General features: G+C 76.1%; 25 protein-coding genes. 11 read left to right on the top strand and 14 right to left on the bottom strand.

The window, feature by feature from the left end:
• The first annotated feature begins 20 nt into the window (after positions 1–20).
• Positions 21–242: a DUF5133 domain-containing protein gene (locus D7M15_RS26645; protein WP_121519816.1), complete on the top strand. Its 222-nt coding sequence runs from the start codon at positions 21–23 to the stop codon at positions 240–242.
• Positions 243–275: 33 nt separating this feature from the next.
• Entirely contained in the window at positions 276–617 is a 342-nt protein-coding gene (locus D7M15_RS26640) for a hypothetical protein (protein WP_121519815.1), read from the top strand.
• Positions 618–692: 75 nt separating this feature from the next.
• On the opposite strand, the gene D7M15_RS26635 is transcribed toward D7M15_RS26640, so the two are convergent.
• From D7M15_RS26635 to D7M15_RS26620, 4 genes are all read right to left on the bottom strand, one after another.
• Positions 693–1,082, bottom strand: a complete 390-nt coding sequence (locus D7M15_RS26635; RefSeq protein WP_121521477.1) for a hypothetical protein — start codon at positions 1,080–1,082, stop codon at positions 693–695.
• A gap of 77 nt (positions 1,083–1,159) precedes the next feature.
• Positions 1,160–1,564 (bottom strand): VOC family protein, encoded by a 405-nt coding sequence (locus tag D7M15_RS26630; RefSeq protein WP_121519814.1) that lies wholly within the window; start codon positions 1,562–1,564, stop codon positions 1,160–1,162.
• A 136-nt stretch (positions 1,565–1,700) separates the two neighbouring features.
• On the bottom strand, positions 1,701–2,264 hold the full coding sequence (locus D7M15_RS26625; RefSeq protein ID WP_240649508.1) for a GNAT family N-acetyltransferase: 564 nt from the start codon (positions 2,262–2,264) through the stop codon (positions 1,701–1,703).
• On the bottom strand, positions 2,261–2,932 hold the full coding sequence (locus D7M15_RS26620; protein ID WP_121519813.1) for a GntR family transcriptional regulator: 672 nt from the start codon (positions 2,930–2,932) through the stop codon (positions 2,261–2,263). The genes D7M15_RS26625 and D7M15_RS26620 overlap by 4 nt, the downstream gene beginning before the upstream one ends.
• A 140-nt stretch (positions 2,933–3,072) precedes the next feature.
• On the opposite strand from D7M15_RS26620, the gene D7M15_RS26615 reads away from it, so the two are divergent.
• The 4 genes from D7M15_RS26615 (at position 3,073) to D7M15_RS26600 (ending at position 6,534) form a co-directional block, all read left to right on the top strand.
• Positions 3,073–3,495, top strand: coding sequence for a VOC family protein (locus tag D7M15_RS26615; protein WP_240649506.1), 423 nt, complete (start codon positions 3,073–3,075; stop codon positions 3,493–3,495).
• Positions 3,492–4,301 (top strand): SDR family oxidoreductase, encoded by an 810-nt coding sequence (locus D7M15_RS26610; RefSeq protein WP_206337431.1) that lies wholly within the window; start codon positions 3,492–3,494, stop codon positions 4,299–4,301. Before D7M15_RS26615 ends, D7M15_RS26610 begins: the two co-directional genes overlap by 4 nt.
• 65 nt (positions 4,302–4,366) lie before the next feature.
• Positions 4,367–5,407 carry an SDR family NAD(P)-dependent oxidoreductase gene (locus D7M15_RS26605; RefSeq protein ID WP_127201791.1) on the top strand — a complete coding sequence of 347 codons (1,041 nt, stop codon included), beginning with the start codon at positions 4,367–4,369 and terminating at the stop codon, positions 5,405–5,407.
• Entirely contained in the window at positions 5,404–6,534 is a 1,131-nt protein-coding gene (locus D7M15_RS26600; RefSeq protein ID WP_206337430.1) for a glutamate--cysteine ligase, read from the top strand. The genes D7M15_RS26605 and D7M15_RS26600 overlap by 4 nt, the downstream gene beginning before the upstream one ends.
• Positions 6,535–6,612: 78 nt before the next feature.
• Here D7M15_RS26600 and D7M15_RS26595 read toward each other — a convergent pair whose 3' ends face one another.
• The 5 genes from D7M15_RS26595 to D7M15_RS26575 all read right to left on the bottom strand — a co-directional run bounded on the left by D7M15_RS26595 (position 6,613) and on the right by D7M15_RS26575 (position 9,862).
• Entirely contained in the window at positions 6,613–7,380 is a 768-nt protein-coding gene (locus D7M15_RS26595) for a 2OG-Fe dioxygenase family protein (protein ID WP_121519810.1), read from the bottom strand.
• 68 nt (positions 7,381–7,448) lie between these two features.
• Positions 7,449–8,522, bottom strand: coding sequence for an iron-containing redox enzyme family protein (locus D7M15_RS26590; protein ID WP_121519809.1), 1,074 nt, complete (start codon positions 8,520–8,522; stop codon positions 7,449–7,451).
• Positions 8,519–8,830 (bottom strand): CDGSH iron-sulfur domain-containing protein, encoded by a 312-nt coding sequence (locus D7M15_RS26585; RefSeq protein ID WP_121519808.1) that lies wholly within the window; start codon positions 8,828–8,830, stop codon positions 8,519–8,521. Before D7M15_RS26585 ends, D7M15_RS26590 begins: the two co-directional genes overlap by 4 nt.
• Positions 8,814–9,464 (bottom strand): HemK2/MTQ2 family protein methyltransferase, encoded by a 651-nt coding sequence (locus D7M15_RS26580; RefSeq protein WP_121521469.1) that lies wholly within the window; start codon positions 9,462–9,464, stop codon positions 8,814–8,816. The genes D7M15_RS26585 and D7M15_RS26580 overlap by 17 nt, the downstream gene beginning before the upstream one ends.
• 167 nt (positions 9,465–9,631) lie before the next feature.
• Entirely contained in the window at positions 9,632–9,862 is a 231-nt protein-coding gene (locus tag D7M15_RS26575; protein WP_121519807.1) for a hypothetical protein, read from the bottom strand.
• A gap of 175 nt (positions 9,863–10,037) precedes the next feature.
• Here D7M15_RS26575 and D7M15_RS26570 point away from each other — a divergent pair, with 175 nt between their 5' ends.
• Together D7M15_RS26570 and D7M15_RS26565 are read left to right on the top strand one after the other, a co-directional pair.
• A complete protein-coding gene (locus D7M15_RS26570; RefSeq protein WP_121519806.1) occupies positions 10,038–11,495 on the top strand; it encodes an MFS transporter in 1,458 nt (485 codons plus the stop codon).
• Positions 11,496–11,499: 4 nt separating this feature from the next.
• Positions 11,500–12,138 carry a TetR family transcriptional regulator gene (locus D7M15_RS26565; protein ID WP_121519805.1) on the top strand — a complete coding sequence of 213 codons (639 nt, stop codon included), beginning with the start codon at positions 11,500–11,502 and terminating at the stop codon, positions 12,136–12,138.
• 20 nt (positions 12,139–12,158) lie between these two features.
• On the opposite strand, the gene D7M15_RS29270 is transcribed toward D7M15_RS26565, so the two are convergent.
• The 4 genes from D7M15_RS29270 to D7M15_RS26545 form a co-directional block, all read right to left on the bottom strand.
• Positions 12,159–12,644 carry an alpha/beta hydrolase gene (locus D7M15_RS29270; protein WP_346428838.1) on the bottom strand — a complete coding sequence of 162 codons (486 nt, stop codon included), beginning with the start codon at positions 12,642–12,644 and terminating at the stop codon, positions 12,159–12,161.
• A 350-nt stretch (positions 12,645–12,994) separates the two neighbouring features.
• Positions 12,995–14,746: a right-handed parallel beta-helix repeat-containing protein gene (locus D7M15_RS26555; RefSeq protein WP_121519804.1), complete on the bottom strand. Its 1,752-nt coding sequence runs from the start codon at positions 14,744–14,746 to the stop codon at positions 12,995–12,997.
• 133 nt (positions 14,747–14,879) lie between these two features.
• Entirely contained in the window at positions 14,880–15,878 is a 999-nt protein-coding gene (locus D7M15_RS26550) for a LacI family DNA-binding transcriptional regulator (protein ID WP_121519803.1), read from the bottom strand.
• An 86-nt stretch (positions 15,879–15,964) separates the two neighbouring features.
• The gene (locus tag D7M15_RS26545; RefSeq protein WP_121521467.1) at positions 15,965–16,873 is read right to left on the bottom strand and encodes a Rieske (2Fe-2S) protein; all 909 of its coding nucleotides are present in this window, start codon (positions 16,871–16,873) and stop codon (positions 15,965–15,967) included.
• A gap of 365 nt (positions 16,874–17,238) precedes the next feature.
• Between D7M15_RS26545 and D7M15_RS26540 the strand changes: the two genes are divergently transcribed.
• Entirely contained in the window at positions 17,239–18,321 is a 1,083-nt protein-coding gene (locus D7M15_RS26540; protein WP_121521465.1) for a sialidase family protein, read from the top strand.
• A 20-nt stretch (positions 18,322–18,341) separates the two neighbouring features.
• Here D7M15_RS26540 and D7M15_RS26535 read toward each other — a convergent pair whose 3' ends face one another.
• Positions 18,342–19,574, bottom strand: a complete 1,233-nt coding sequence (locus tag D7M15_RS26535; RefSeq protein ID WP_165906335.1) for an aromatic acid exporter family protein — start codon at positions 19,572–19,574, stop codon at positions 18,342–18,344.
• Between the two features lie 208 nt (positions 19,575–19,782).
• Between D7M15_RS26535 and D7M15_RS26530 the strand changes: the two genes are divergently transcribed.
• The gene (locus tag D7M15_RS26530) at positions 19,783–21,111 is read left to right on the top strand and encodes an ATP-grasp domain-containing protein (protein WP_121521463.1); all 1,329 of its coding nucleotides are present in this window, start codon (positions 19,783–19,785) and stop codon (positions 21,109–21,111) included.
• Positions 21,112–21,201: 90 nt separating this feature from the next.
• Complete coding sequence (locus D7M15_RS26525) at positions 21,202–23,226, top strand: CocE/NonD family hydrolase (RefSeq protein WP_121519801.1); 2,025 nt, start codon at positions 21,202–21,204, stop codon at positions 23,224–23,226.
• Positions 23,227–23,233 lie beyond the last annotated feature (7 nt).

Below are 23,233 nucleotides of genomic sequence, written 5' to 3'. Positions count from 1 at the left end.
ACGTACGTCAGGGGTCCACCATGCTCACCCACTCCCCCCGCGACCTGCGCGCTCTCCTCGCACAGCACGCGGACGCCCGCATCATGCACGAGCAGCACGCCACCCCGGGCACGACCCGGCGGCTGGAGCGGGCCGCGTACGCGCTGTGCGTCGCCACCGGCCGCGAGGCGACGGGGGACGCGGTGGCGGCGGCGCGGGACGTACTCGACTCGGCCGCGGAGCGGCACCCCGCCGGGTGCTGACCGTCGGACGGCCCGCCCCCTGAGGCCCCGGTCATGACGGCCGACGAACGGCGTCGTCAGCGCGAACGACCGCGACGGCAGCCGGAGCACACCGCCGACGGGCACCACGTCGTCATCGACGGGAGACGGTGGCGGGCGACCGACCCGGCGCTGCCCGACGAGGCCGCGGACCGGCTGACGCGGCACCTGATGGCGGCCCGCCGCGCGGTGGCGGCCGCCCGGAAGGATGCGGACGCGCAGGCCGAACGGGCGGCGCGGGCCCGCGTCCACACCGCGAAGGTCGGGCTGGGCGAACGGGGCACGCCGTGGTGGGAGCAGGACGAGGCCGCCCGCCGCCGACGCTGGACGCGGTGCCTGGCCGAGCTGGACAGCTGACCCCTACGGCGCCGGGCCCGTGTCGGGCGGCAGGCGTACGGGCGGTACGGGCCGCCCACGCCGGCCACGCCCCCGTCAGCCGCGCCCGTCCGCGGGCTCGGCCGTGTGCGCGGGGTGGCCGTGCGTACGCCGCTTCCGCTTCATCTCCGCCTCCAGGGTGTGGCGGCGCCCCTGGACGAACCGCCCGCGCACGGTCTCCTCCAGCCGCCGGAACGTGGCGTAGTAGCCGTCGTCGTACTCCTCGACCAGCTGGTACGTCCACCTCCCCGGCACGACGTTCCGGCCCACCAGCTCCCGTTCGACCTCGTCGGCGAGCGCGTGCTGACCGCAGTCGCGGAGCAGCCCGACGGCGTCGTCGAGGCGCAGGTCGGCGTGGCCGGTCAGCTGGTGGAAGCCGTAGAGCAGGCCGCGGGCGCGCTCGGTGGTCTCCAGCGCCTCGGACAGCACCCCGACCGCCTCGACGATCCGCGGGTCCGGCTCGGGCTCCGACTCCGGGACCCGTCCCTGGTCGGTCCCCTGCGGCGCGGCGTCCTCGTTCCCGGTCACGGCGTACCTCCTCGGGTGGGTCGAGGCGATGTCCGGACGAGGCAGAACGGGTGGCCCACGGGGTCGGCGTACACACGGAACTCGCGCGCCCCCGCGTCGTCCTCCAGGTCCAGCGGCTTCGCGCCGAGCGCGAACGCCCGCTCCTGCGCCGTCGCGATGTCGTCGACCATCAGGTCGAGGTGCATCTGCTGCGCGCCGTGCCCGTCCGACGGCCACGGCGGCGGCCGGAAGTCCGGCGCCCGCTGGAACGCGATCCGCGCGCCGCCGGGCAGGAACAGGTCGGCCCAGTCGGTGTCCCGGCCGTCCGCGACCTCGCCGCCGAGCAGTCCGGCGTAGAAGGCGGCGAGCGCCCGGGGGTCGGGGCAGTCCAGTACGGCGAGGCCGAGCGTGGCGACAGGCATGGTTCCTCCTCCGGGTGGCCCGGCGGCGCGCACCGGGGCGTCGGACGCCCGTCGCGGGTACGGGACGGGTGCGTCGGACCGGGCGGGTACCCCGCCGCGCCCCGCCCGTACACACTCCGGACGCCCCCGCCGTGCGTCACTCCGTCCCCCCGTCGCTCCAGCGGACCTCGCCGTCCACGACGGTGCCGGACGCCGTGAGGCCCAGCGCCCGCGCGACCCCGGCGGACGCGTGGTGGTCCGGGTGGACGTACGCGGTCAGCCGCGTCACCCCCTCCTCGCGCAGCCGGGCGGCCATGGCGAGGGCGCTCTCGCGCGCGTAGCCGCGGCCCTGGTGGTCGACGGCGACCACCCAGGCGAGCGCCGCTTCGAGCCCGCCGTCGGCGGGGCGGTGGAGCGTGGCCTGGACGGTGCCGACGAGTGGCCCGTACGGCGGGGGCGGCGGGTGTGCCCCGGGCTCCCGCTCCCGCAGCCGCAGCATCCAGTTGAGCCAGCCCCGCGTACCGTCCGGCGAGCGGCCCGCGACCAGGCGCGCGTAGCGGTCCCGCAGCAGCGCGGGGGTGGCGGGTCCGCCGCCGGTCCAGGTGTGGAGGCGGACGTCGTCGAGGACCGGCGCCGCCTCGCGCGCGTGCTCCACGCGGAGCGGTTCCAGCAGCAGCCGCGGAGTCGACAGGGGTACGGCGGTCGGCCAGGACGGCGTCACCGGGTGGCGGCCAGCAGGATGCGGCGGGCCGCGTCGACGTGCTCCCGTACGTACTCCGCGAGGGCCGTCTCGTCGTCGCCGCGCAGGAGTGCGGCGATCCGGCGGTGCTCGTCGACGACGTGGGCGCGGTAGCCGTCGGCGGCGCCGGTGACGCGGTGCAGGTGGAAGAGGCGGATCTGCGAGCGGATGGCGTGCCAGGCGGCGGTGAGCCGCGCGTTGCCCGCCAAGTCGTAGACGTGGTCGTGGAAGTCGAGGTCGGCGGCGGCCAGTTCGGCGTCGTCGGCGCCGCCGTGCGCCTTCGCCTCCAGCGCGTCGACGAGGGCGTCGAGCCGGTCGAGTCGCGGGCCGGTGGCGGTGCGCCGTGCGGTGGTGGCGGCGAGGACGTCGAGGGCGGCCCGCAGCTCGTACACCTCCCGTACGTCGTCGGCGGTCACCTCGATCACGGTGGCGCTGCGGTGCCAGCCACCGCGTACCAGCCCCTCCTCGCGCAGCCGGGCCAGCGCCTCGCGGACGGAGCCTCGGCTGACGCCGAGTCCGGCGGCGAGTTCGACCTCGCGCAGCGGCGCGCCGGGCGGGAAACGGCCGTCGAAGAGGGCGTCCCGTACGAGGTCGGCCGCCTCGTCGGCGAGTCCGCGGCGGGTGGCCTTCGGGAGGGGCACGGCGTTCATCCGCACACGGTGGCACCGGGGGGCGCGGCGGGCAATCCCCGGCCGCGCTCCCGCCGTCGGCGCGATGTCGAATGTTGACATCGGCCGGGTGCGGTCCCAGACTCGGCCGGGCCCGCCGCCGCGAGGAGAGGAAGCCCGCCGTGCGCCACCGCCCCGCCGTGCATCTCGCCGTTCCCGTCGACGACCTGGCCGCCGCCCGCCGCTTCTACGGCGGGGTGCTGGGGCTGGCCGAGGGCCGCTCGACGGACCACTGGGTCGACTGGGACCTCGACGGGCACCAGCTGGTGACGCACCTGGCGGGGCAGCCGTCCGTACCGGCCGCGTACGGCACGGTGGAGGGGACGGCCGTACCCGTACCGCACTTCGGGCTGCTCCTGCCCCGCGCCCGCTTCCACGAGCTGGCGGAACGGCTGCGGGCGGCCGGGACGCCCTTCGACATCGAGCCGTACCTGCGCTACGCGGGCGAACGGGCCGAGCAGTGGACCATGTTCCTGCGCGACCCGGCGGGCAACGCCCTGGAGTTCAAGTCGTTCACGGACGAGTCGGCGGTGTTCGCGCGGTGAGGAGCACGGACGAGGCGGGCGTCCACGAGGCGGGCGCCCACGAGGCAAGGTGCGTGCTGGTCACCGGGGCGTCGCGCGGTATCGGCCGGGCCGTCGCGGTGGCGTTCGCGTCGGCGGGAGACCGGGTGGCCGCGCAGTACGCCAGCCGCGACGCGGACGCGGCGGAGACGCTGCGGCTGCTGCCCGGCGACGGCCACGTCCTCGTACGGGCCGACCTGGGCGAGCCGGACGCCGCCGTGCGCGTGGCGGACGAGGCGGTGGCCGGGCTCGGGCGGGTCGACGTACTGGTCAACAACGCCGCCGTCGCCCCCTCCCCCGCCACCCGGCACCCGGTGGCCACGGCCTCCCTGGCCCGGTGGCGCGCGGCCTGGCGCCGCACGCTCGACGTCAACCTGCTCTCCGCCGCCGACCTGACCTGGTGCGTCGCCCGGCACCTGATCGACCGCGGCGCCCCCGGGCACGTGGTGAACGTCGGTTCGCGCGGCGCGTTCCGCGGCGAGCCGGAGTTCCCGGCGTACGGCGCGAGCAAGGCCGCGCTGCACGCGTTCGGGCAGTCGATGGCCGTCGCGCTGGCCCCGCACGGCGTCGCGGTCACGTCCGTGGCGCCCGGCTTCGTCGCCACGGAGCGCCAGAGCGACAGGCTGGCCGGGCCGGACGGGGACGCCGTGCGGGGCGAGAGCCCGTTCGGCCGGGTGGGCACGCCGGAGGAGGTGGCCGCCGCCGTGCGCTACCTCGCGTCCCCGGAGGCGGCCTGGGCCTCGGGCACGGTGCTGGACCTGAACGGGGCGTCGTACCTGCGCACGTGACACCCGACCCGTACGACGGCACCGGCGTACGTGTCGGCCCGCCGCGTACGGGTACCGCGAGGCGCATGGGTGTCCCCGGAGTCATCGACAAGGCACTGGACCGTTCCGTCGTCCTGGGCTACGGCAGAACCGGCCTGTCCGTACGCCGCCGCCTGCCGGACTGGCCACCGGGCCCGGAACGGATGGACGGCGCGACGGTCCTCGTCACGGGCGCCGGTTCGGGCATCGGGCTGGCCACCGCGGCGGGCTGCGCGCGGCTCGGCGCCTCGGTGCGCGTGCTGGGGCGCACGCCGGAGCGGGCCGAGGAGGCGGCGGCCCTCACCCGGGAGCGCCTGGCGGACGCGGACGGCGCGGGGGACGTACGTCCCGTGGTGTGCGACGTGAGCAGCCTCGCCTCACTGCGGGAGTTCACGGAGGGCTTCCTCGCGCGGGAGGAGCGGCTGGACGTCCTGGTGAACAACGCGGGCGTCATGCCCGACGAGCGGCAGTTCAGCCCCGACGGCGTGGAACTCACCTTCGCCACCCACGTCCTGGCCCCCTGGTTCCTCATCGACGCGCTCTCGCCGCTGCTGCGGCGGGCGGCGCCCTCCCGGGTCCTCGACGTGACCTCCGGCGGGCAGTACGGCACGTCGCTCCCCGAGCACGACCCGGAGTCGACGCGGGACGCGTACGGGCCGAAGAAGTTCTACGCCCGCACCAAGCGCGCCCAGGTGGTGATCACGCAGATGTGGGCCGACCGGCTGCGCGAGGACGGCGTGCACGTCCACGCCGTACATCCCGGCTGGGCGGACACCAAGGGCGTACGGAACTGGCTGCCCGTCTTCCGCGTGCTGACCCGCCCCGTCATCCGCACCCCGGAGGAGGGCGCCGACACCGTCGTGTGGCTGGCGTCCGCGCCGGAGGCCGTGCGTGTCAGCGGGCGGCTGTGGCACGACCGGCGCGTCCGCCCCGCGACGTACGCGCTCGGGGCGGGGCCCGACGGGCCCGCCGCGCGCGAGGAGCTGTGGGCGCACGTGGCGGCCCTGGCCGGGGGCGCGGCGGAGGCGCGCGCCACGGCGCCCGCGCCACCGGAGCCGCACCGGCCGCCGCGTCCGGACCACGGGTGAGCGCCGACGGCGTGCCGACGCTGGGGGTGGAGGAGGAGTTCCTGCTCGTCGACCCCGGCACGCGCGCCCCCTCCCCCCGGGGCGACGCGGTCGTGGCGCGCGCCGTGGCCGCGGTGGGGCCGCTGGTGTCGGGCGAGTTCGACCGGTGCCAGATCGAGGTGCGCACCCCGCCCCTGGCGGACGCGGCGGCGCTGGACGGGGAACTGCGGCGGGTGCGGGCGGTGGCGGACGCGGCGGCCCGGCAGGAGGGCATACGGCTCTGCGCGTCGGGCACCGCGCCCGTGGCCGGGGCGCCCGCCGACGGCGCCGGGAGCGTGGGCGACCACCCCCGCTACCGGGCGGGCGTGGCGCAGTACCGCGCCATGCTCGACGACTTCGCGATCAGCGCCCTCCACGTGCACACGCACTGCCCCGACCGCGAGGCGGCCGTACTGGCCGCCAACCACCTGCGCCCCTGGCTGCCGCTGCTCGTCGCCACGGCCGCCAACTCCCCGTACCACGACGGCACGTCGACGGGTTACGCGAGCTGGCGCGCCGTGGTCCGCGGCCGCTTCCCGTGCCTGGGCCCGCCGCCGTACGCGGAGTCCGCGCGCGCGTACGACGAGCTGGCGGAGGCCATGGCCCGGTCGGAGGCCGTGCTGGAGGCGGGCCTGCCGTTCTGGGACGTGCGCCCCAACCCGCACCACCCCACCGTCGAGGTCCGCTGCATGGACGTGCTGCCCGACGTGGCGGACACGGTGGCGCTGGCGGCGCTGGTGCGCGCGCTCGTCGTGGACGCGCTGGAGCGCGTACGGGCGGGCGACCCCGGCCCGCGCGTGGGCGCGGAGCTGCTGCGGGCGGCGTACTGGCGTGCCGCCCGCGACGGCTGGGAGGGCGCGGGCGTGGACGCGCTGGACGGCCGGGTGCGGTCCTCCGCCGCGCAGGGCGCGCGGCTGCTCGACCGGGTGGGACCGGTGCTCGGGCGGTACGGGGACCTGGAGCGCGTACGGGCCCTCTTCCGGCGGCTGGACGCGCGCGGCAGCGGCGCGGAGCGGCAGCGCGCCGCCGCCGCGCGGCACGGCGGGGTGGCGGGCGCCGTGGACGACCTCGTCGCGCGGACAGCGGACGGGGCGCGGGAGGCGCGGTGAGCGGGGCGCGAACGGGCCCGCCGGGGGCGGCCGTTGAGGCGGGGCGGGTGGTCAGGCGGGGTCCTCAGGGCAGGCCGTTCAGGCGGGCGCGAAGGTCGCCACCAGGACGTCCCGGCGCGCGGGCCGCCCCACGTCGCGCGGACGCAGCGGGGACACGCCGTGGAGCGTGCCGCGGTCGTCGCCCACCAGCAGCGCGCCGGGCTCCGCCAGCGTCGTGGACAGGACCGGGCGCCCGTCGAGGCGGGTCACCGTGCTCTGCCCGCCCTCGGCGTTCGCCCGCCCCACGAGGAGCGACGACACGAGGGTGACCCCGTCCCGGTGCATGCCCTCCGGGGTGGGCTCCCCCGCGTCGCCCGGCGAGGCCAGCACGCGGAACGGGTGCACCTTCGCGAGCCACCTGCGGTGGCTCTCCAGACCGGTCGCCGCGCGCCCCAGCAGGCCGAGCACCGTGTGGAGCACGGGGTCCGCGAGGAAGGCGCCGGTCAGCGGCTCGAAGTCGCGCCGCACGTCCACGTAGAGGGGGTTGCTGGCCTCGGGCTGGACGAACGGGGTGTGCGCCGTGGGGCGGGCCTCCCCCGTGACGGCGTCGAAGGTGAAGGCGCCGTATCGGCGCAGGCGGCGGGTGCCGCGCGCGGCCGCGTACGGGTCGGGGGCCAGCTTCTCCCAGTGCCGCGCGAACGAGGCCCACGCCTGCGGTGCCGTGCCCGTACGGCGGTGGAACTCCTCGGCGGGCACGACGCGGGAGCCGCTGGCGCGGAGCGTCGCGGCGAGGTCGTCCCCGTACGCGGCCGGGTCGGGGGCGGCGTGCGGGTCGGGGGGCGGTACGGGAGCGGCGCGGTCGTTCATCCGGCTGTCCTCCTCACATCTCCTGGCTCACGTCTCCGGGGCCCGGCTCCGGGCTCACGTCTCCGGGCTCACGTCTCCGGGCGCACGGCGCGGTCGCCGGTCAGGGGCCGGCGCAGCGCCGTACGCCCCTGCCGCCAGGCCGTCAGCAGCACGTCGCCGAGCCGGTCCTCGACCACGCCGGTGGCCTGGATGCCGAAGGCGACGTCGGCGGCCAGCGACGGTTCGTCGGCGAGCAGCCCGCCGACGACGTCGCGCCGGACGATCTGCTCGTGCACGGCGTCCGCCTCGACGTGCTCGTCGTAGAACCGCTGCGCGGCGGGCCCCGCCCCGGCGCGGCGCATCGCGTCGGCCAGCCGCCGCGCGCCCGGCGACGAGGTCACCTCGACCGTCGCGAAGTGTCCGACCAGCGCGCCGCGCAGGGCGCGGTGCAGGCCGAACAGCGACATCAGGTTGACCGTCGCGAGCGCCTCGGCGGGGGCGGCGTCGAGGTGGCGGCCGTAACGGGAGTCCACGTCCAGGTCGTCCATGAGGTCCGCGAAGAGTCGCGCGTGCACGTCCTCGGCCCGCCCGGCGCCGAACTCGTCGAACTCCACCGCCACCATCGCCGCCTTCGCCCTGCCCCGCAGGCGCGGGACGACCCACACGTGGGGGTCGGCCTCCTTGAGGTGGTAGAGGGAGCGCACGGCGGCGTACTCGCGCAGCTGCCACAGTTCGCCCGTCGCCCTGAGGTGGTGCGAGACGCCGCCGCCGGAGCCGCCCCCGGCGGGGTCCGCGTCGGCGACCGGGTCGACGACGGGTTCGACGAGGAGGTCGGCCAGCAGCCCGGCCACGTCGTCGGTGGGGACGGTCGCGGCGCGGAGGGCGTCGAGGTAGCGGCGTTCCAGCACCCCACGGAGGGCGAGCGCCCGCGGGTCCCACTCCAGGGCGTCGGGGACCTGGGCGAAGCCGTGGTAGTGCAGCTCGTAGAGCACGTACAGCGCCGTCTGGAGGTCGTCCCCGTACGGCGCGGCGCGCGCCGCCGCGGCCTCCGGTTCCCCGGCGAGGTCGGTACGTTCGCCGCGCAGGTACGCGAGGACGCCCGCCGATACCGGGCCGCGCGCCTCGGGCAGCGCGGGGGCGGGGAGCGCGGTGGCGGCCGTCACGGCGCGGCCCTCGGCGGCGTACGGTCGCCCGGTTCCGACTCCTCCGTACGATCCCGCCGGTCCTTCCGCCGTGTGCGCCCGCGGTGGCTGGTGTCGCACCAGGGGTAGGTGCGGCTGCGGCGGCAGAGGCAGACGGCGACCGTGAAGCGGTCCGAGGCGACGACGGTGCCGTCGTCGAGCGCGACCTCCACCGGGCCCTCGACCAGCAGCGGACCGTTGGGTTCCAGGGCGAGGCGGCGGGGCCGCTCCGGGCGCGGGCCCGTGGCGGCGTCCCGTCCGGCGTTCTCCCGCTCAGTGCTTCTCGGCACGGACGACCACCAGTTCCTCCCTGTCGTCGGTACGGTCCGCCAGCAGCCCGTTCCGCCGGAGCCACGGCAGCCGCGCGCGCAGCACGGGCCCGAACGGCACGGTCACGCGGTCGGTGATCTCGGCGTCGAGCCCGGCGGCGGCGAGCCGGCGGACGGTGGCGTCCGGGCCGTTGAGGGCCGAGTGCACCATCAGCAGCACGCCGTTCGGGCGCAGCGCGGGGGCGGCGGCGTCGCAGACGCGGTCCACGAGGAGCCTGCCGTCGGGTCCGGCGTCCCACGCGACGGCGTCGCGGTGGCGCGGCGGTACGGCCTCGGGCGCGGGTACGTACGGGGGGTTGCTGATGAGCACGTCGAAGGTGCTGCCGGGGAGCAGCGAGCCGAGCAGGTCGCCGCGGTGCACGGCGATGCGGTGCGCCGCGAGGAGGGCGTTGAGCCGGGCGGTCAGCACCGCCCGGCGGCCGATGTCCACGGCGGTGACGCGGGCGCCGAGCCGCGCCGCGTGCAGGGCGAGCGCGCCGCTGCCGGTGCAGACGTCGAGCACGTCGCCCCCGGCCACGGCGCGTTCCCGGCCGACGGCACCGGCCAGCAGCGCGCTGTCCGCCTGCGGCGCGTACACGCCGGGCAGCCGCACCATACGGCCCCAGTCCGGGGCGGGGGCGAACGTGGTCGTCACGAGCGGGCCTCCCTGCTGTCGCGGGTTCCGGCGGGTGCCCCTCGCGGGAACGCGTCCGGCGTGCGGGCCCCGGGTCCCCGGGGAGGCGGCGGCGAAACGGCCGCGCCCCCGGGACCGGGGCGCGCGGGTCAGCCGGAGTGCTCCGGCTCGACGGTGTCGTCGTCGGGGCGGTCGCCCTGTCCCGTACGGCCCTCGCGCTCGCGTTCCTTCTCGCGTTCCTGCCACGGTTCCGGGGTCTCCACGGTGGGCGGCAGGTCGGGGGTCAACGGCCGGGCCGTGTCCTTCTCGCCGCCGTCGCGCGGCGGGTGTTCCGCGTGCTCCTGGTGCTGTCGCTGCTGGTGGTCCTGGTTCGTTCGCATGGGCGGCGAGTACCCGGATGCGCCGGTCTCAGCGGCGGGCGGGCCGGTTCGTTCCGCGACCGTGCGGCAGCGGCACGAGAGGGGGTGAAGTACCGTTCACCCCTGGGGTGAACCACGTTTCACCCTCGCCGCATCGGGCCGCCCTCCGCGGCCCGCCGCCCCGAGCAGGAGACCCATGGACCCCGCCCCGATATCCGCGCCGCGGCCCCTGCGCGAGCGCCTCACCGTGCCCGTGCTGGCCTTCGGCGGCATCCTCATGGCGGTCATGCAGACCGTCGTGGTGCCGCTGCTCCCGGACCTGCCGCGGCTCACCGGCGCCTCGCCCGCGACCGTCTCCTGGATGGTCACCGCGACGCTGCTGTCGGGCGCGGTGCTGACGCCCGTGCTGGGCCGGGCCGGGGACATGTACGGGAAGCGGCGGGTGCTGCTGGGCGCGCTCGCGCTGATGACGGCGGGCTCCGTGGTGTGCGCGCTGACCGCGGACATCCGGCTGCTCATCGCGGCCCGCGCGCTCCAGGGCGCCGCCGCGGCCGTCGTACCCCTCTCCATCAGCATCCTGCGCGACGAACTCCCGCCGCACCGCACCGGCAGCGCCGTCGCCCTGATGAGTTCCACGGTCGGGGTCGGCGCGGCGCTGGGGCTGCCGCTGGCGGCGCTGGTGGTGCAGTACGCGGACTGGCACGTCATGTTCTGGATGACGTCCGCCCTCGGCGCGGCCGGTCTCGCGCTCGCCTGGTGGGCGGTGCGCGAGTCACCCGTACGGGCGCCGGGGCGCTTCGACGCGGTCGGCGCCCTCGGGCTGGCGGCGGGGCTGGTCTGCCTGCTGCTCGGCGTCTCGCAGGGCGGGGTGTGGGGCTGGACGAGCCCGCGGGTCGTGGGCCTGTTCGCGGGTACGGCGGTGGTGTTCGCGCTGTGGACGTGGCACCAGCTGTCCGTGGCCCGGCCCCTGGTGGACCTGCGGCTGGCGGCGGGGCGCAGCGTGGGGCTGCCGCATCTCGCGGCCCTGTTCACGGGTTTCGCGTTCTACGCGAACACGCTCGTCACCGCGCAGCTCGTCCAGGCGCCCGTCGCCACCGGGTACGGGCAGGGCCTGTCCATCGTGGCGACGGGCCTGTGTCTGCTGCCGAACGGCTTCATCATGCTGCTGTTCTCGCCGGTGTCCGCCCGTATCTCCACCGCGCGCGGGCCCCGTGTCACGCTCGCCCTCGGCGGTCTGGTGCTCGCCGTGGGCTACGCCGTCCGCGTCGCCGACAGCACCTCGCTGCCGGTGATCCTCGTCGGCGCGGCGATCGTCTCGACGGGCACCACCCTCGCGTACTCGGCGCTGCCGACGCTCATCCTGCGCGCGGTGCCGTCGCACGCGACCGCCTCCGCGAACGGCATCAACGTCCTGATGCGGACCATCGGGCAGGCCGTGTCCAGCGCCGCCGTCGCCGCCGTGCTGGTGCACCACTCGTCGCCGGTGGGCGGGGTCGAGGTGGCGACGCTGGACGGGTACCGCATCGCGTTCGCCCTCGCCGGTACGGTCGCACTGGTCGGCGCGGCCGTCGCGCTGGCCGTGCCGTCGGCTCCGGCGGCGCGGCCGGAGACCGCCGTGGCGCGGGCGCCCGAGCCCGCGACGAAGGGAGCATGACCGGATGAGCACCGACCTGACGGGTACGGCGCCCGCCGCTCCCGCCGCCCCTGCCGCGACGGCGGGGGCGCCCGGCGGCGCGGACGCGCCCGCACCGGTCCGGCAGGACGGCGCGGCCACCAGGGCGGCGATCGTGCGGGCCGCGCGCCACCTGCTCGCCCGGCACGCCCACGGCGACATCACCCTCAAGGCGATCGCCGCGCGCGCGGGCGTCAGCGCCCCGCTCGTCGTGAAGTACTTCGGCGGCCGGGACGCGCTGCTGGCGGGCGTCATGAGCTTCGAGTCCGACGTCGCGGAGCTGCTGGACGCCCCCACGGCCGACCTCGGCCGCCACATGGTGCGCCACGTCCTCACGGGCCAGGCCGAGCACGGCGCCGACCCGATCCTGCGGATCGTCTTCGCCCCGCTCCACGGTGAGCAGGGCGACATCCTGCGCGCCAACTTCCGTTCCCACGTGACGGAACGGCTGGCGGCGCGGCTGGACGGGGACGACTCCCCGCTCCGCGCCGAGCTGGCCGTGTCGCTGCTGCTGGGCCTCGGCGCGATGTACGGGATCGCGCGCGGTCCGCACGTACGGGACGCCGCGATCGACGACGTGGTGGAGCGGTACGCGCCCGCCGTACAGGCCCAGTTGACCCCGTAGCGCCACCGGCGACGCCGGTCTCAGCCGAGGGCCAGCATCGCCTCCGCGACCCGGTCCGCCGCCGCGTCGGGGAGGGCGGTGGCGGCGTCGTCCAGGACGAGCAGCCGCGCGCCGGGGATCGCGCGCGCCAGCGCCTCGGCGTCGCCGACGGGGAAGAACGCGTCGCGGCGGCCGTGCACGACGAGCGCGGGCACCGCGAGGTCCGGCAGGCGCCCGCGCCAGCGGGGCGCGCAGTCGAGCCGGGCGAACACCGTGCCCAGCTGGTTGGCGAGGTGGACGGCGGGGTCGGCGCCGGGCGTACGGTCCCAGACGCGCCCCGCGCGCGTACGGGCCGCCGCCGGGTCGTCGCCCAGGATCTCCGCGCCCGCCACGGCGAACTCCGCCACCGCCGCGCGGTCCGACCAGTCGGGCATCGCGTGCCCGAACAGCCGCGCCATGACGGCCTGGTCGTGGTCGGGCAGGTCGTCGTCGACCGGTCCGGGCGCCACCGCGCGGGTCCCGACCAGGGTGAGCGCCGAGAACGCGGCGGGGTGGTCGAGCGCGGCGACCTGCGCGTGTACGCGGGCGCGTCGGGGTCGGCGGTGCTGGAACCGCCGCTGTCGCGCGGGTCGTAGCGGACGACCCGGCGGCCCCGGCGGCGAGGCGCGCGCAGAGGGAGTCGGGCCAGGAGAGCATCGTCGTCCCGCCCACCAGGAGGACGAGCGGGGCGTCGGCGCCGCCGAAGGACTCGGTGGCGAGGGCGACGCCGTCGACGTTCACGGTGGTCACCGGGCCCCCGTGGCGGGCTGCGTACAGGCGGGTGGGGCGCGTACGGACCCGGCCGGAGCCGGGCCCGTACGGGGGTGGTGCCCGGCCGTCACCAGCCGGAGTTGCCCTCGCCGCGGGCCAGCCGGAAGTCGCCGGTGAGGTTCAGTCCGTCCCCGGCGGTCCCGGTGACGGTGACGCCCGAGAAGGTGCCGCCGCCCGCCGCGGCGATCTCGATGCCGTACGAGCCGGTGGTGGCGATCTCCGTGTCCTCCACCGTCAGGTCGTCGACCGTCCGCTGACCGGAGACGAGCAGCCCGCTGTACGTGGAGTCCCGCACGGTGTTGTCCGTGAGGACGACCGGGGTGGTGATGTCGGACCGGTCCGCGTAGACCCAGAGGGCGCCGAAGTCGGCGTCCCAGTTGGGCTCGTGGCCGCCGACGCGGGTGAGGGTGTTGCCGGAGACCGTGGTGGTGCCGGTGAACGGGAGCGGGCCGGGGCCGAAGTCGCGGGTGCTGACGGCGATGCCGGCGGCGGCGTTGACGGTGTCGCTGATGTCGTTGTCCTCGACCCGGTTGCCCGAACCGCCGTAGACCGCGGCGCCGTTGGCGAGCAGCGGCAGTTGGACGGTGTTGCCGCGGAAGACGCAGTCCGTGACGGCCTGCTCCTCGGAGTACATGGCGAGCGCGTCGTCACCCGTACCGCGGAACGTGCTGTCGGAGACGACCGTGTCCCGGGTGCCCTTGTGCAGGTTCACGCCGTCCGCGAACGTGTCCCGCACCCGCAGCCGGGTGGCCTCCAGGCCGGTGGTGGGGCCGTCGATCCACAGGCCGACCTTGGTGTGCCGTATCCACACGTCGCTGATGACGGAGTTCTCCCCGAAGTCCCCCTCGATGGCGGCGTGTCCGGCCGCGTCGTCCCGGACGGTGGTGTCGCCGTCGATCGTCAGGTCCCGCACGCCGCTGGTGCCGCCGCGTCCGAACAGGCCGCCCTTGATGCCCTTTCCGCGCAGCACCGTGTGCCAGACCCCGGCGCCGCGCAGGTCGTCGCCGGTGAGGTTGACGTGGTCGGAGACGTCGTACGTGCCGGGCGGCAGCCAGAGGCCCTTGCCCTGCTCGCGGGCCGTGCGCAGCGCGTCGTTGAGCGCGGCGGTGTCGTCCTGGCCGTCGTCGGGGGTGACGCCGAGGTCGGTGGCGCTGACGTGCGTGTCGGGCGCGGTCGCGGGCTCGGGCGCGGTCTCGGCCTCGAGGAGGTCGACGGTGTACGAGGCGGCGGTGTCCGCCGGGCCCTTCTCGAGACGCAGCACCGTACCGGCGGGCAGGGTCTCGTCGAGCAGCGTCCGCGTCTCGTCGAAGAAGCGGTGGGCCTCGCCCTGCGACGGGTCGTTCGTGTACGGGTAACCGCCGTACACCCAGGCGTACTTGCTGGTCAGCTGGAGCGGTTCCAGCTCCTCCCCGTCGGCGTGCAGGCTGAGGGTGGCGTCGAGACCCGTGCCGTCGGCGGAGTCGGGCAGGGAGTAGCGGAGGTTGAGCGCGTCGGCGGGCGCGGTCAGCGTGAACTCGACGTACCGGCCGGTCTCCGCGAGCACCACGGCCCGCCGTCCCGACGCCTCGGAGGCCGGTTCGAGGTAGGTGCGGGAGGGGCCGAGGACGGTGCCGTCGGTGGCGGCGTCCTCGGCCTCGTACGTGGTGTACGGGACGTCGGCGCCGCGCGGTGCGGCGGCGCGCGGTTCCGGGGCCGGCGGTTCGGCGGCGCGGGCGTCGGGGGCCGCGCCGTTCCCGACGAGCAGTCCGGCGGCGAGGGCGAGGGCGGCGGTGAGGGCGGCGGCGGCCCGTCCCGGTGTGCGGAGTCTTCTACGGCTCACGGCGTGCCTTCCTGGTGTGGGGGCGTACGGATGGAGGTGGGACCGTCAGCGCTGGCTGCAAACCGTAGAAGTGAGTCACGCAAGACGTCAATGAAAAGACACAAGAAACTGATTGCACGGAGCGCGCGGACCCTCACACCCTCGGAAGACCCCGGGCCGCCGTGGACCCGCGGATGATCAACTCGGTCTCGAACAGCACCGGTTCCTCCCCGACCGCGTGCCCGTCCAGCTGCCGCAGCAGCGTCGTCACGGCCGCCGCCGCCATGGCCCGTACGGGCTGCCGGGACGTGGTCAGCGGCGGGTCCGTGGCCACCATGTACGGCGAGTCGTCGAAGCCGACGACCGACAGGTCGCGCGGCACGTCCAGGCCCCGCCGCCGGGCACCCCGTACGGCGCCGAGCGCCAGCGCGTCGCTGGCGCACACCACCGCCGTCGCACCCCGCCCGAGCAGCCCGCCCTCCAGCGAGAACATCGCGTGCGCAACCAGCGGTCGCCACTCCTCCCGCGACCACCCCGCGGCGGCGCGGTCCGCGGCGTACGCGAGGAGCTTGCGCGCCGACGGCGCGTGCCCGACGGGCCCCAGCAGCAGGCCGATCCGCTCGTGCCCGAGCGCGGCGAGGTGCGCCAGCGCCTGTCGCGCCGCGTGGCCGTCGTCGGCCCGGACCTGGGCCACGTCGGCGTTCTCGTCCGCCGCGTTGACCAGCACCGTCGGCACTCCTCGGGTGCGCAGCGCCCGGCGCTGCGCGGGTCCGGCGTCGGCCAGGCTGGAGCCGGTGAGGACGATGCCGCCGATGTTCCGCGCGAGCAGCATCGCGACGTAGTTGGCCTCGGATACGCCGTCGGCGGTACGGGTGCACAGGACGGGGACGAGGCCGTGCCGGGTGAGCCGTCCGGCCAGCGCCTCGGCGAAGGCGGGGAAGACCGGGTTCTGGAGGTCGGGGACGACGAGGCCCACCAGGGGCGCCCGTTCGGTGCGGCGCGCGGCCGGGCGGGGCAGCCCGAAGACGTCGAGGGCGGTGAGGACGAGGTCGCGGGTCGCGGGGGCGACGCTGCCGGTGCCGTTCAGCACGCGGCGTACGGTCGCCTCGCTCACGCCGGTGAATCCGGCCACCTGGGAGAGCTTCGTGGGCATGCCGGGAGCGTACAGCGCGCACGGAAAGCAATGAACGGGTTCACGCAAAAATCAGACATTCTTGTGCGGCGTCCGTACGTCCCCGCTCACGGCGCCGCCTCCGCCGCGGGCAGCCGCACCTCCACCCGCCCCGACTCCTCCCGCACCTCGAACGCGGGCTGCGGCGCCGTGGCCGGGCCGGACACGCACGCGCCGTCGGTGAGGCGGAAGGCGCTCCCGTGCCACGGGCACGTCACGCAGCCGTCGTCCACCTCGCCCCCGGAGAGCGGGCCCGCGAGGTGGGCGCACCGGTCGGCCAGCGCGTGCAGCGCGCCGCCCCCGGCGGCCGCACCCCCGGCCCCGTTCCCGTTCCCGGCGTCCGCCGCCGCGTCCCGTACGAGCACCACGGGCACCTCGCCCGCCATCCGCCGTACGGGCTCCCCCGCCGGGAAGTCCGCGGGGACGCCCACGGCGTACCACTCCGGGTCGAGCAGGTGCGGCACCGCGTCGGCGTGGTTGACCCCGGCGCCCTGTCGGAACGCCAGGTGCCCGCCGAGGAAGCCGCCCGCCGACGCGACGGTCAGCCCGGCGAGTCCCAGCAGGCGGCCCCGGCCGGGGCGGCGGCGGGCGACGAACGACGCGGTGTAGAGCGCGACGGCCGTCACGTTCGCCGCGGCGTGCACGACGCCGACGCGCTGGTGCTCGGGGAGCTGCTCGGCGTAGTCGACGGCGCCGCTCAGGGCGGCCGGCGCGGCGGCGGCCAGCCCCACGGCGACCAGCGCGCGTGCCGCGCGGTCGTTGCCGCCGCGCAGGTCCAGCAGGGCCGCGCTGGTCCAGGTCCCGACGGGGATCTGCACCAGCGTCGGGTGCAGCGCGTGGCCCTGCCAGGTGCCGTGCAGCACGTCGCGTACGGGGCCCAGCGGCAGCGCCCGTACGGCCGCCCGCAGAGGCTCCGTGAAGCGGTCGAGGGCCTCGGCCCGTTCCAGTTCTTCGATCTTCGTCAGCGGGTTGCGCATGGCCACCGGGTTGCCCGGCCGCCCGTACGGAAACGTGCCGTCCGTCGGGTGGCATGGAGCGGGTCGCGGGCGGGCATCTGCCGGGCAGCGGCCCGTCCGCCGCCGCAACTCCCGCCCGCCGCGCCGCTGTTCGCCGGTCGGCCGGGACACGCGCGGACGGCGGCGCCCCGCCGCACGCGCACCCTCACCGCGAGCGCACCGCGTTCCGCACCGCACCGCACCCGCACGTTCCGCGCACCCCGCCCGGCTCCCCCACACCGGGCCGCACCCCGTACCGCCGCGCGCGCCCGGCACCGTACGGCGCCCGCGTCCGCACCCGTACGCGCTCCCGCGCCCCGTACCCCCGCACGCCCCTGGAGGGCCAGATGTCCGGATCGATCCCGTTCACCGGCGGCACCGACGGCTACCACACCTACCGCATACCTGCCCTGCTGCTCACCCCCGGCGGGACGCTGCTCGCGTTCGCGGAGGGGCGGCGTACGAGCGGCGCCGACAGCGGGGACATCGACGTGGTCGCCCGCCGGTCCACCGACGGCGGCGCCACCTGGGACGACCAGCGGGTGGTGACCGCGCACGGCGCCGACACCGCGGGCAACCCGTGCGTGGCCGTCGACCCGGCCTCCGGCGACGTGGTGCTGCTGACCTGCCGCAACGGCGGCGACGACAGCGCCGCCGACATCCGCACCGGGCGGGCACCGGCCCGCCGGGTGTACGTGCAGCGCAGCGCGGACGACGGCGGTACGTGGACGGCGGCGGCCGAGATCAGCGCGCAGGCACGGCCGTCGTGGATGCGCTGGTACGCCACCGGGCCGGGCGCGGCCGTCGCCCTGACGGCCGGTCCGCACGCGGGCCGCCTCGTCGCGCCCTGCAACCACAGCCGCGGCCCGTCCGGGAGCGGCGACGACGGTACGGAGGGCCGCTACGCGGGCGGGCACAGCCTCCTCAGCGACGACGGCGGGCGCAGCTGGCGGCTCGGCTTCACCTCGTCCAACCCGAACAACGCGCTCAACGAGGACGAGGCGACCGCCTGCGAACTCCCCGACGGGCGGCTCTACTTCAACTGCCGCGCCGACTCCTCCGACACCCTGCCGGGCAACCGCGCGGACGCGTACTCCGCCGACGGCGGCGAGACCCTGGAGACGGCGTACCGGCCGCAGGCCACTCTCGCCACCCCCGTCGTCCAGGGCCAGGTGCTGGCCCTCCACGGCGGGCGGCTGCTGTACTCCGGCCCGACCGCGCCCGACGCGCGCGCCGCCATGGGCCTGTGGACCAGCCGCGACGCGGGCGCCACCTGGGACCCGCGGCTCCGCGTCAGCGGACTGCCCGCGGCCTACTCCGCCACCGCGCTCGTGGACGCCGACACCGTGGGTCTGCTGTACGAGACGGGCGACTGGTCGCCGTACGCGCGGATCGAGTTCGTCCGGGTGCCGCTGGCCGACCTGGCCTGACCGCGTACGCCGGGGGCACGTCAGGCGGGCGGCGGCTGGGTCGCGCCCCGCGCGTGGGCGTACTCGAACTCCTCCGTCAGCCGCTCCATGTCCGTGAGCAGCACTCCGTGGCTGCGCCACGCCGGGGTGTCCCCGACGGACGCCACCAGCTCGCGCTGCCGCTCGCGCGCGTCGCGCAGCGCGCGGCGCAGCGGGTCGTCCGCCGGGGCGGCGCCCCCACCGTCCCCGGCGCCCTCCTCCGGCCCGTCCTCCAGCGCCCCGATGCGCGCGGCGGCGTCGGCGAGGACGTCGAGCAGGTCGCCGTACGCGTGCAGGGAGCGCCCGTCCGGGCGCGGCGTGCCGTCGGGGCCGTCCGCGTCGGAGAGGCGCCGGAGCCCGTACGCGATGCTGCGGACCTGTTCGGCGCCGCGCGCGAGGGAGTCGAGGAAGACTCGGTAGCCGCTGAAGGACGGGGGTGGGTCGCGCCTGCCGAGGAGGCGGCGCGGGTTGTAACGCGTGCTCTCGGCGCCCGTCTCGACGGCCTGCCGGGCCGCGCCGACCGTACCGTCGAGGCGGCGCGCGCGGGCGAGCCAGTCGTCCGCCGCGTCGCTGTCGGGGGCGCCCCCGCGCAGGCCCGCGGCCATGTCCTGGAGCAGGCGCCGCAGGGATCCGGAGACGCTCTCGATGCCCTCGGAGGCCGTACGGTAGCGCAGCGGCGGCACCAGCAGGCTGACGGCGAGCCCGACGCCCGCGCCGAGCAGCGCCATCGCGACGATCTCCCCCAGCATCGAGACGTGCGCGCCGGACAGCGCGCTGTACGCGAACACCCCGGCCACCGACACCTGCACCCCCTGGCTGCCGAGCCGCCGCCACTGGCCGACGACGAGGGTGGCCACGAGCATCACGGCGAACGCCCCCGCGTTCTCCCCCAGCAGCGGGCCGACGGCCCCGGCGGCGAGCACGCCGAGGACGACGGCGGCGACGTAGCGGACGGTCTGCACGAGCGAGCGGTACACGGTCGCCTGCACCACCAGCAGCGCGGTGAACGGCGCGTACGTGGGCTGCGGCGAGACCAGCCCGTACGCGGCGACCGACCAGGCCAGCACCGCGGCCACCGCGCTCTTGGCCACCAGCAGCAGCCGCTGCCGCTCCGCGCCGGAGTACCGCCACGCGCGGCACATCGCGTCGCGCGCCTGCCGCGGCGAACGGCGCCTCCGCGCGGCCCAGTCGGCCAGCCCGGCGCGTACGCCCGCCCGTGCCCGTACGGAGTCCACGTGCCCGTCCCCCTCCAGGGCTCCCGCTGTCGTAACCGCTGTCCCCACCTCCGGTGACCGGGTCGCCCCGTCGGCGCCCGTACGCCCCGGGGTGCCCGCGCACGGCGGCGCCCAAGCGGGCGCGTACGGGCCGACGGGAGGGAATCCCCGGGGAACGGCCGCGGCGGGGGCCGACATGGCACGGCCGCACGTGGGTACCCCGCGCCGCATGAAGGATCAACCGAGCGATCAACCCGGCGACCACCCCGCCGACCGAACGAACGGTGAACCGAAGAACGTCTTCGTCCTGGGCCTCGACGCGCGCAACCGCGAGCTGCTCCGGGACCTGCCCCACCTGAGCGACGTCCGGTTCCACGAACTGCTCAGCCAGGAGGAGCTGGCGCAGGACGAACAGGTCTCGCTGCGGGCGCTGTTGGACCTGGCGGAGGAACGGCTGGCGGCGTTCGGCGGGACCGTCGACGCCCTCGTGGGCTACTGGGACTTCCCGGTCAGCTCGATGGTGCCGATCCTCTGCGCGCGCCACGGCCTGCCGTCGCCGTCGCTGGAGTCGGTCGTGAAGTGCGAGGACAAGTACTGGAGTCGGCTGGAGCAGCGGAAGGTGAGCGACGCGCACCCGCGCTTCGGCCTCGTGGACCTGGACGACCCGAAGCTGCCGCCCGAGTTGAGCTACCCGCTGTGGGTGAAGCCGGTCAAGGCGTTCTCGTCGGAGCTGGCGTTCCGGGTCGCGGACGCGGAGCAGTTCGCCGACGCCGTGGACCGGATACGGGAGGGCGTCGGCCGGATCGGCGCGGCGTTCGACGAGGTGCTGTCGCTCGTGGACCTGCCGCCGGACGTCGCGGAGGCGGGCGCGCAGGGCGCGTGCCTGGTCGAGGAGGAGATCTCCGGCCGCCAGCTCACGGTCGAGGGCTACGTCCACGACGGCGAGCCCCACGTCTACGGGGTGGTCGACTCCGTCCTCTACCCGGAGACGTCGAGCTTCCTGCGCTACCAGTACCCGTCCTCCGTACCGGACGCGGTGACCGCGCGGCTGACGGACGTGTCGTGCCGCGTGATCCGCCAACTGGGCCTGGACCACTCGACGTTCAACATCGAGTTCTTCTGGGACGAGGACCGCGACCGGATCGACGTCGTCGAGGTCAACCCGCGGCTGTCCCAGTCGCACGCGCCGCTCTTCGAGTACGTCGACGGCGTGCCGAACCACGAGTGCCTGATCAGCCTCGCCCTCGGCCGCGCCCCGCGGCTCCCGTACCGGGAGGGCGCGTACGCGTACGGCGCCAAGTGGTTCCTGCGGCGCTTCTCCGACGGGTACGTGCGGAGCGTACCGGGGCAGCGCGACCTCGACCGGGTCGCGGGCGAGCTGCCCGACACGCTCGTCGACCTCAACGCCGAGGAGGGCAGGCGGCTGTCCGAACTGCCGCTCCAGGACAGCTACAGCTACGAGTTGGCGGCGCTCTACCTCGGCGCGGACAGCGAAGCGGAGCTGACGGAGAAGTACGAGCGCTGCGTGGAGCTGCTGCCGTTCACGTTCGACGAATAGCCCGCCGCCCGCGCGGGCAGGCGGCACGGACGACGCGTACGCACGAGCACACGTACAGCGACACGCACAGCACGAGGAGGAGGCCCCGGAATGAGGGAGGTCAGCGCCGTACCGCAGGCCGTCCAGGAGGACGAGCACGTCTGGATCCCGACCCGGGACGGCACCCGTCTCGCGGGGCGGATCTGGCGGCCGGTGGCGTCGGACACCGATCCGGTACCGGCGATCCTGGAGTTCATCCCGTACCGCAAACGGGACCTGACGGCCGTCCGCGACTCGGTCAACCACCCGTACGTCGCCGGGCACGGCTACGCCTGCGTCCGCGTCGACCTGCGCGGCAGCGGGGACTCCGACGGGCTGCTCGCCGGCGAGTACCTGGAGCAGGAGTTCCGCGACGGCGAGGACGTCCTGCGGTGGATGACCGAGCAGCCCTGGTGCGACGGCCGCACCGGCATGATGGGCATCTCCTGGGGCGGCTTCAACGCCCTCCAGCTCGCCGCCCGCCGCCCGCCCGGCCTCGGCGCGGTCGCGGCGCTGAGCTTCAGCGACGACCGGTACGCGGACGACGTGCACTACATGGGCGGCTGCCTGCTCAGCGACAACCTGTCGTGGGCGTCGACCATGTTCGCGTACGTGTCGTGCCCGCCCGACCCGCAGGTGGTGGGCCCCCGTTGGCGGGAGACGTGGTACGAGCGGCTGGACGGGATGGGCCCGTGGCTGGCCGACTGGCTGACGCACCAGCGGCGCGACGACTACTGGCGGCACGGCTCCGTGTGCGAGGACTACTCGGACATCGCCTGCCCGGTGCTCGCGGTCAGCGGCTGGGCCGACGGCTACTCCAACGCCGTGTTCCGGCTGCTGGAACACCTCGACGTGCCCCGGCGGGGACTGATCGGCCCCTGGTCGCACAAGTACCCGCACCTGGGGCAGCCCGGCCCCGCGATCGGCTTCCTCCAGGAGCTGGTGCGCTGGTGGGACCACTGGCTCAAGGGCGAGGACAACGGCGCGATGGACGGTCCGATGCTGGCCACCTGGATGCAGGAGAGCATGCCGCCGTCCACCGCGTACGACGAGCGCCCCGGCCGCTGGGTCGGCGAACCGTCCTGGCCGTCGCCGCACGTCGAACGCGTCCGGCACCCGCTGGGCGACCACCGGATCGGGGCACCGGACGAGCGGCCGTCCTCGCCGCCGCTGAGCGTGTCGTCGCCGCTGTCGGTGGGGCAGTTCGCCGGGAAGTGGTGCTCGTACAACGCGCCGCCCGACCTGCCGTACGACCAGCGGGAGGAGGACGGCGGTTCGCTGGTCTTCGAGACCGGGCCGCTGGACGAGCGCCGCGAGATCCTCGGCGGCCCGGTGCTGCACGCGACGCTGGAGGTGGACCGGCCGGTCGCGATGATCGCCGTGCGCCTCTCCGACGTGGCACCGGACGGGCGCGCGACGCGGGTGACGTACGGGCTGCTCAACCTCACGCACCGGAACGGGCACGCCGAGCCCGAACCCCTGGTCCCCGGCGAACGTTTCCCGGTGGCCGTACGGCTGAACGGCGTCGCCCACGCCTTCCCCGCCGGGCACCGGCTGCGCGTCGCGGTCTCCACCTCGTACTGGCCGCTGGCCTGGCCGCCGCCCGAACCGGTGCTGATGACCGTGCACCCGGAGGAGAGCGCGCTGGAGCTGCCGGTCCGCCCGCTCAGCGCGCCCGACGTGCTGCCGACGCCCCACTTCGGGGAGCCGGAGGGCGCGCCGCCACTGCCGAGCCGCCAGGTGAGCCCGGGTGAGGAGCGGTGGACGGTCTCCCGCGACCTGGTCGACTACGGGTCGGCGCTGGAGGTCGTCAAGGACCTCGGCGAGACGCGTCTGGACGACATCGACCTGACGCTCACCCGCCGCGCGCACGAGCGCTACACCTGGTGCGGCGACGACTTCGGTTCGGTGGCCGGGGAGATCCGCTGGGACATGGGGTTCACGCGCGGCGACTGGGACGCGCGGACGACGACCCGTACGACGCTGACGTCCGACACGACCCACTTCCACCTGCACGCGACGCTCGACGCGTACGAGGGGTCGCGGCGCGTACGGTCCCGGAACTGGGACTGGTCCATCCCCCGGGACGGCGTGTAGGCGGTGC

The sequence above is a fragment of the Streptomyces sp. Z26 genome, from assembly GCF_003665095.1.
Lineage (GTDB): Bacteria > Actinomycetota > Actinomycetes > Streptomycetales > Streptomycetaceae > Streptomyces > Streptomyces phytohabitans.
Note: the sequence above shows the minus strand (reverse complement) of the source record. Positions and strands in the feature narration are given on the sequence as shown.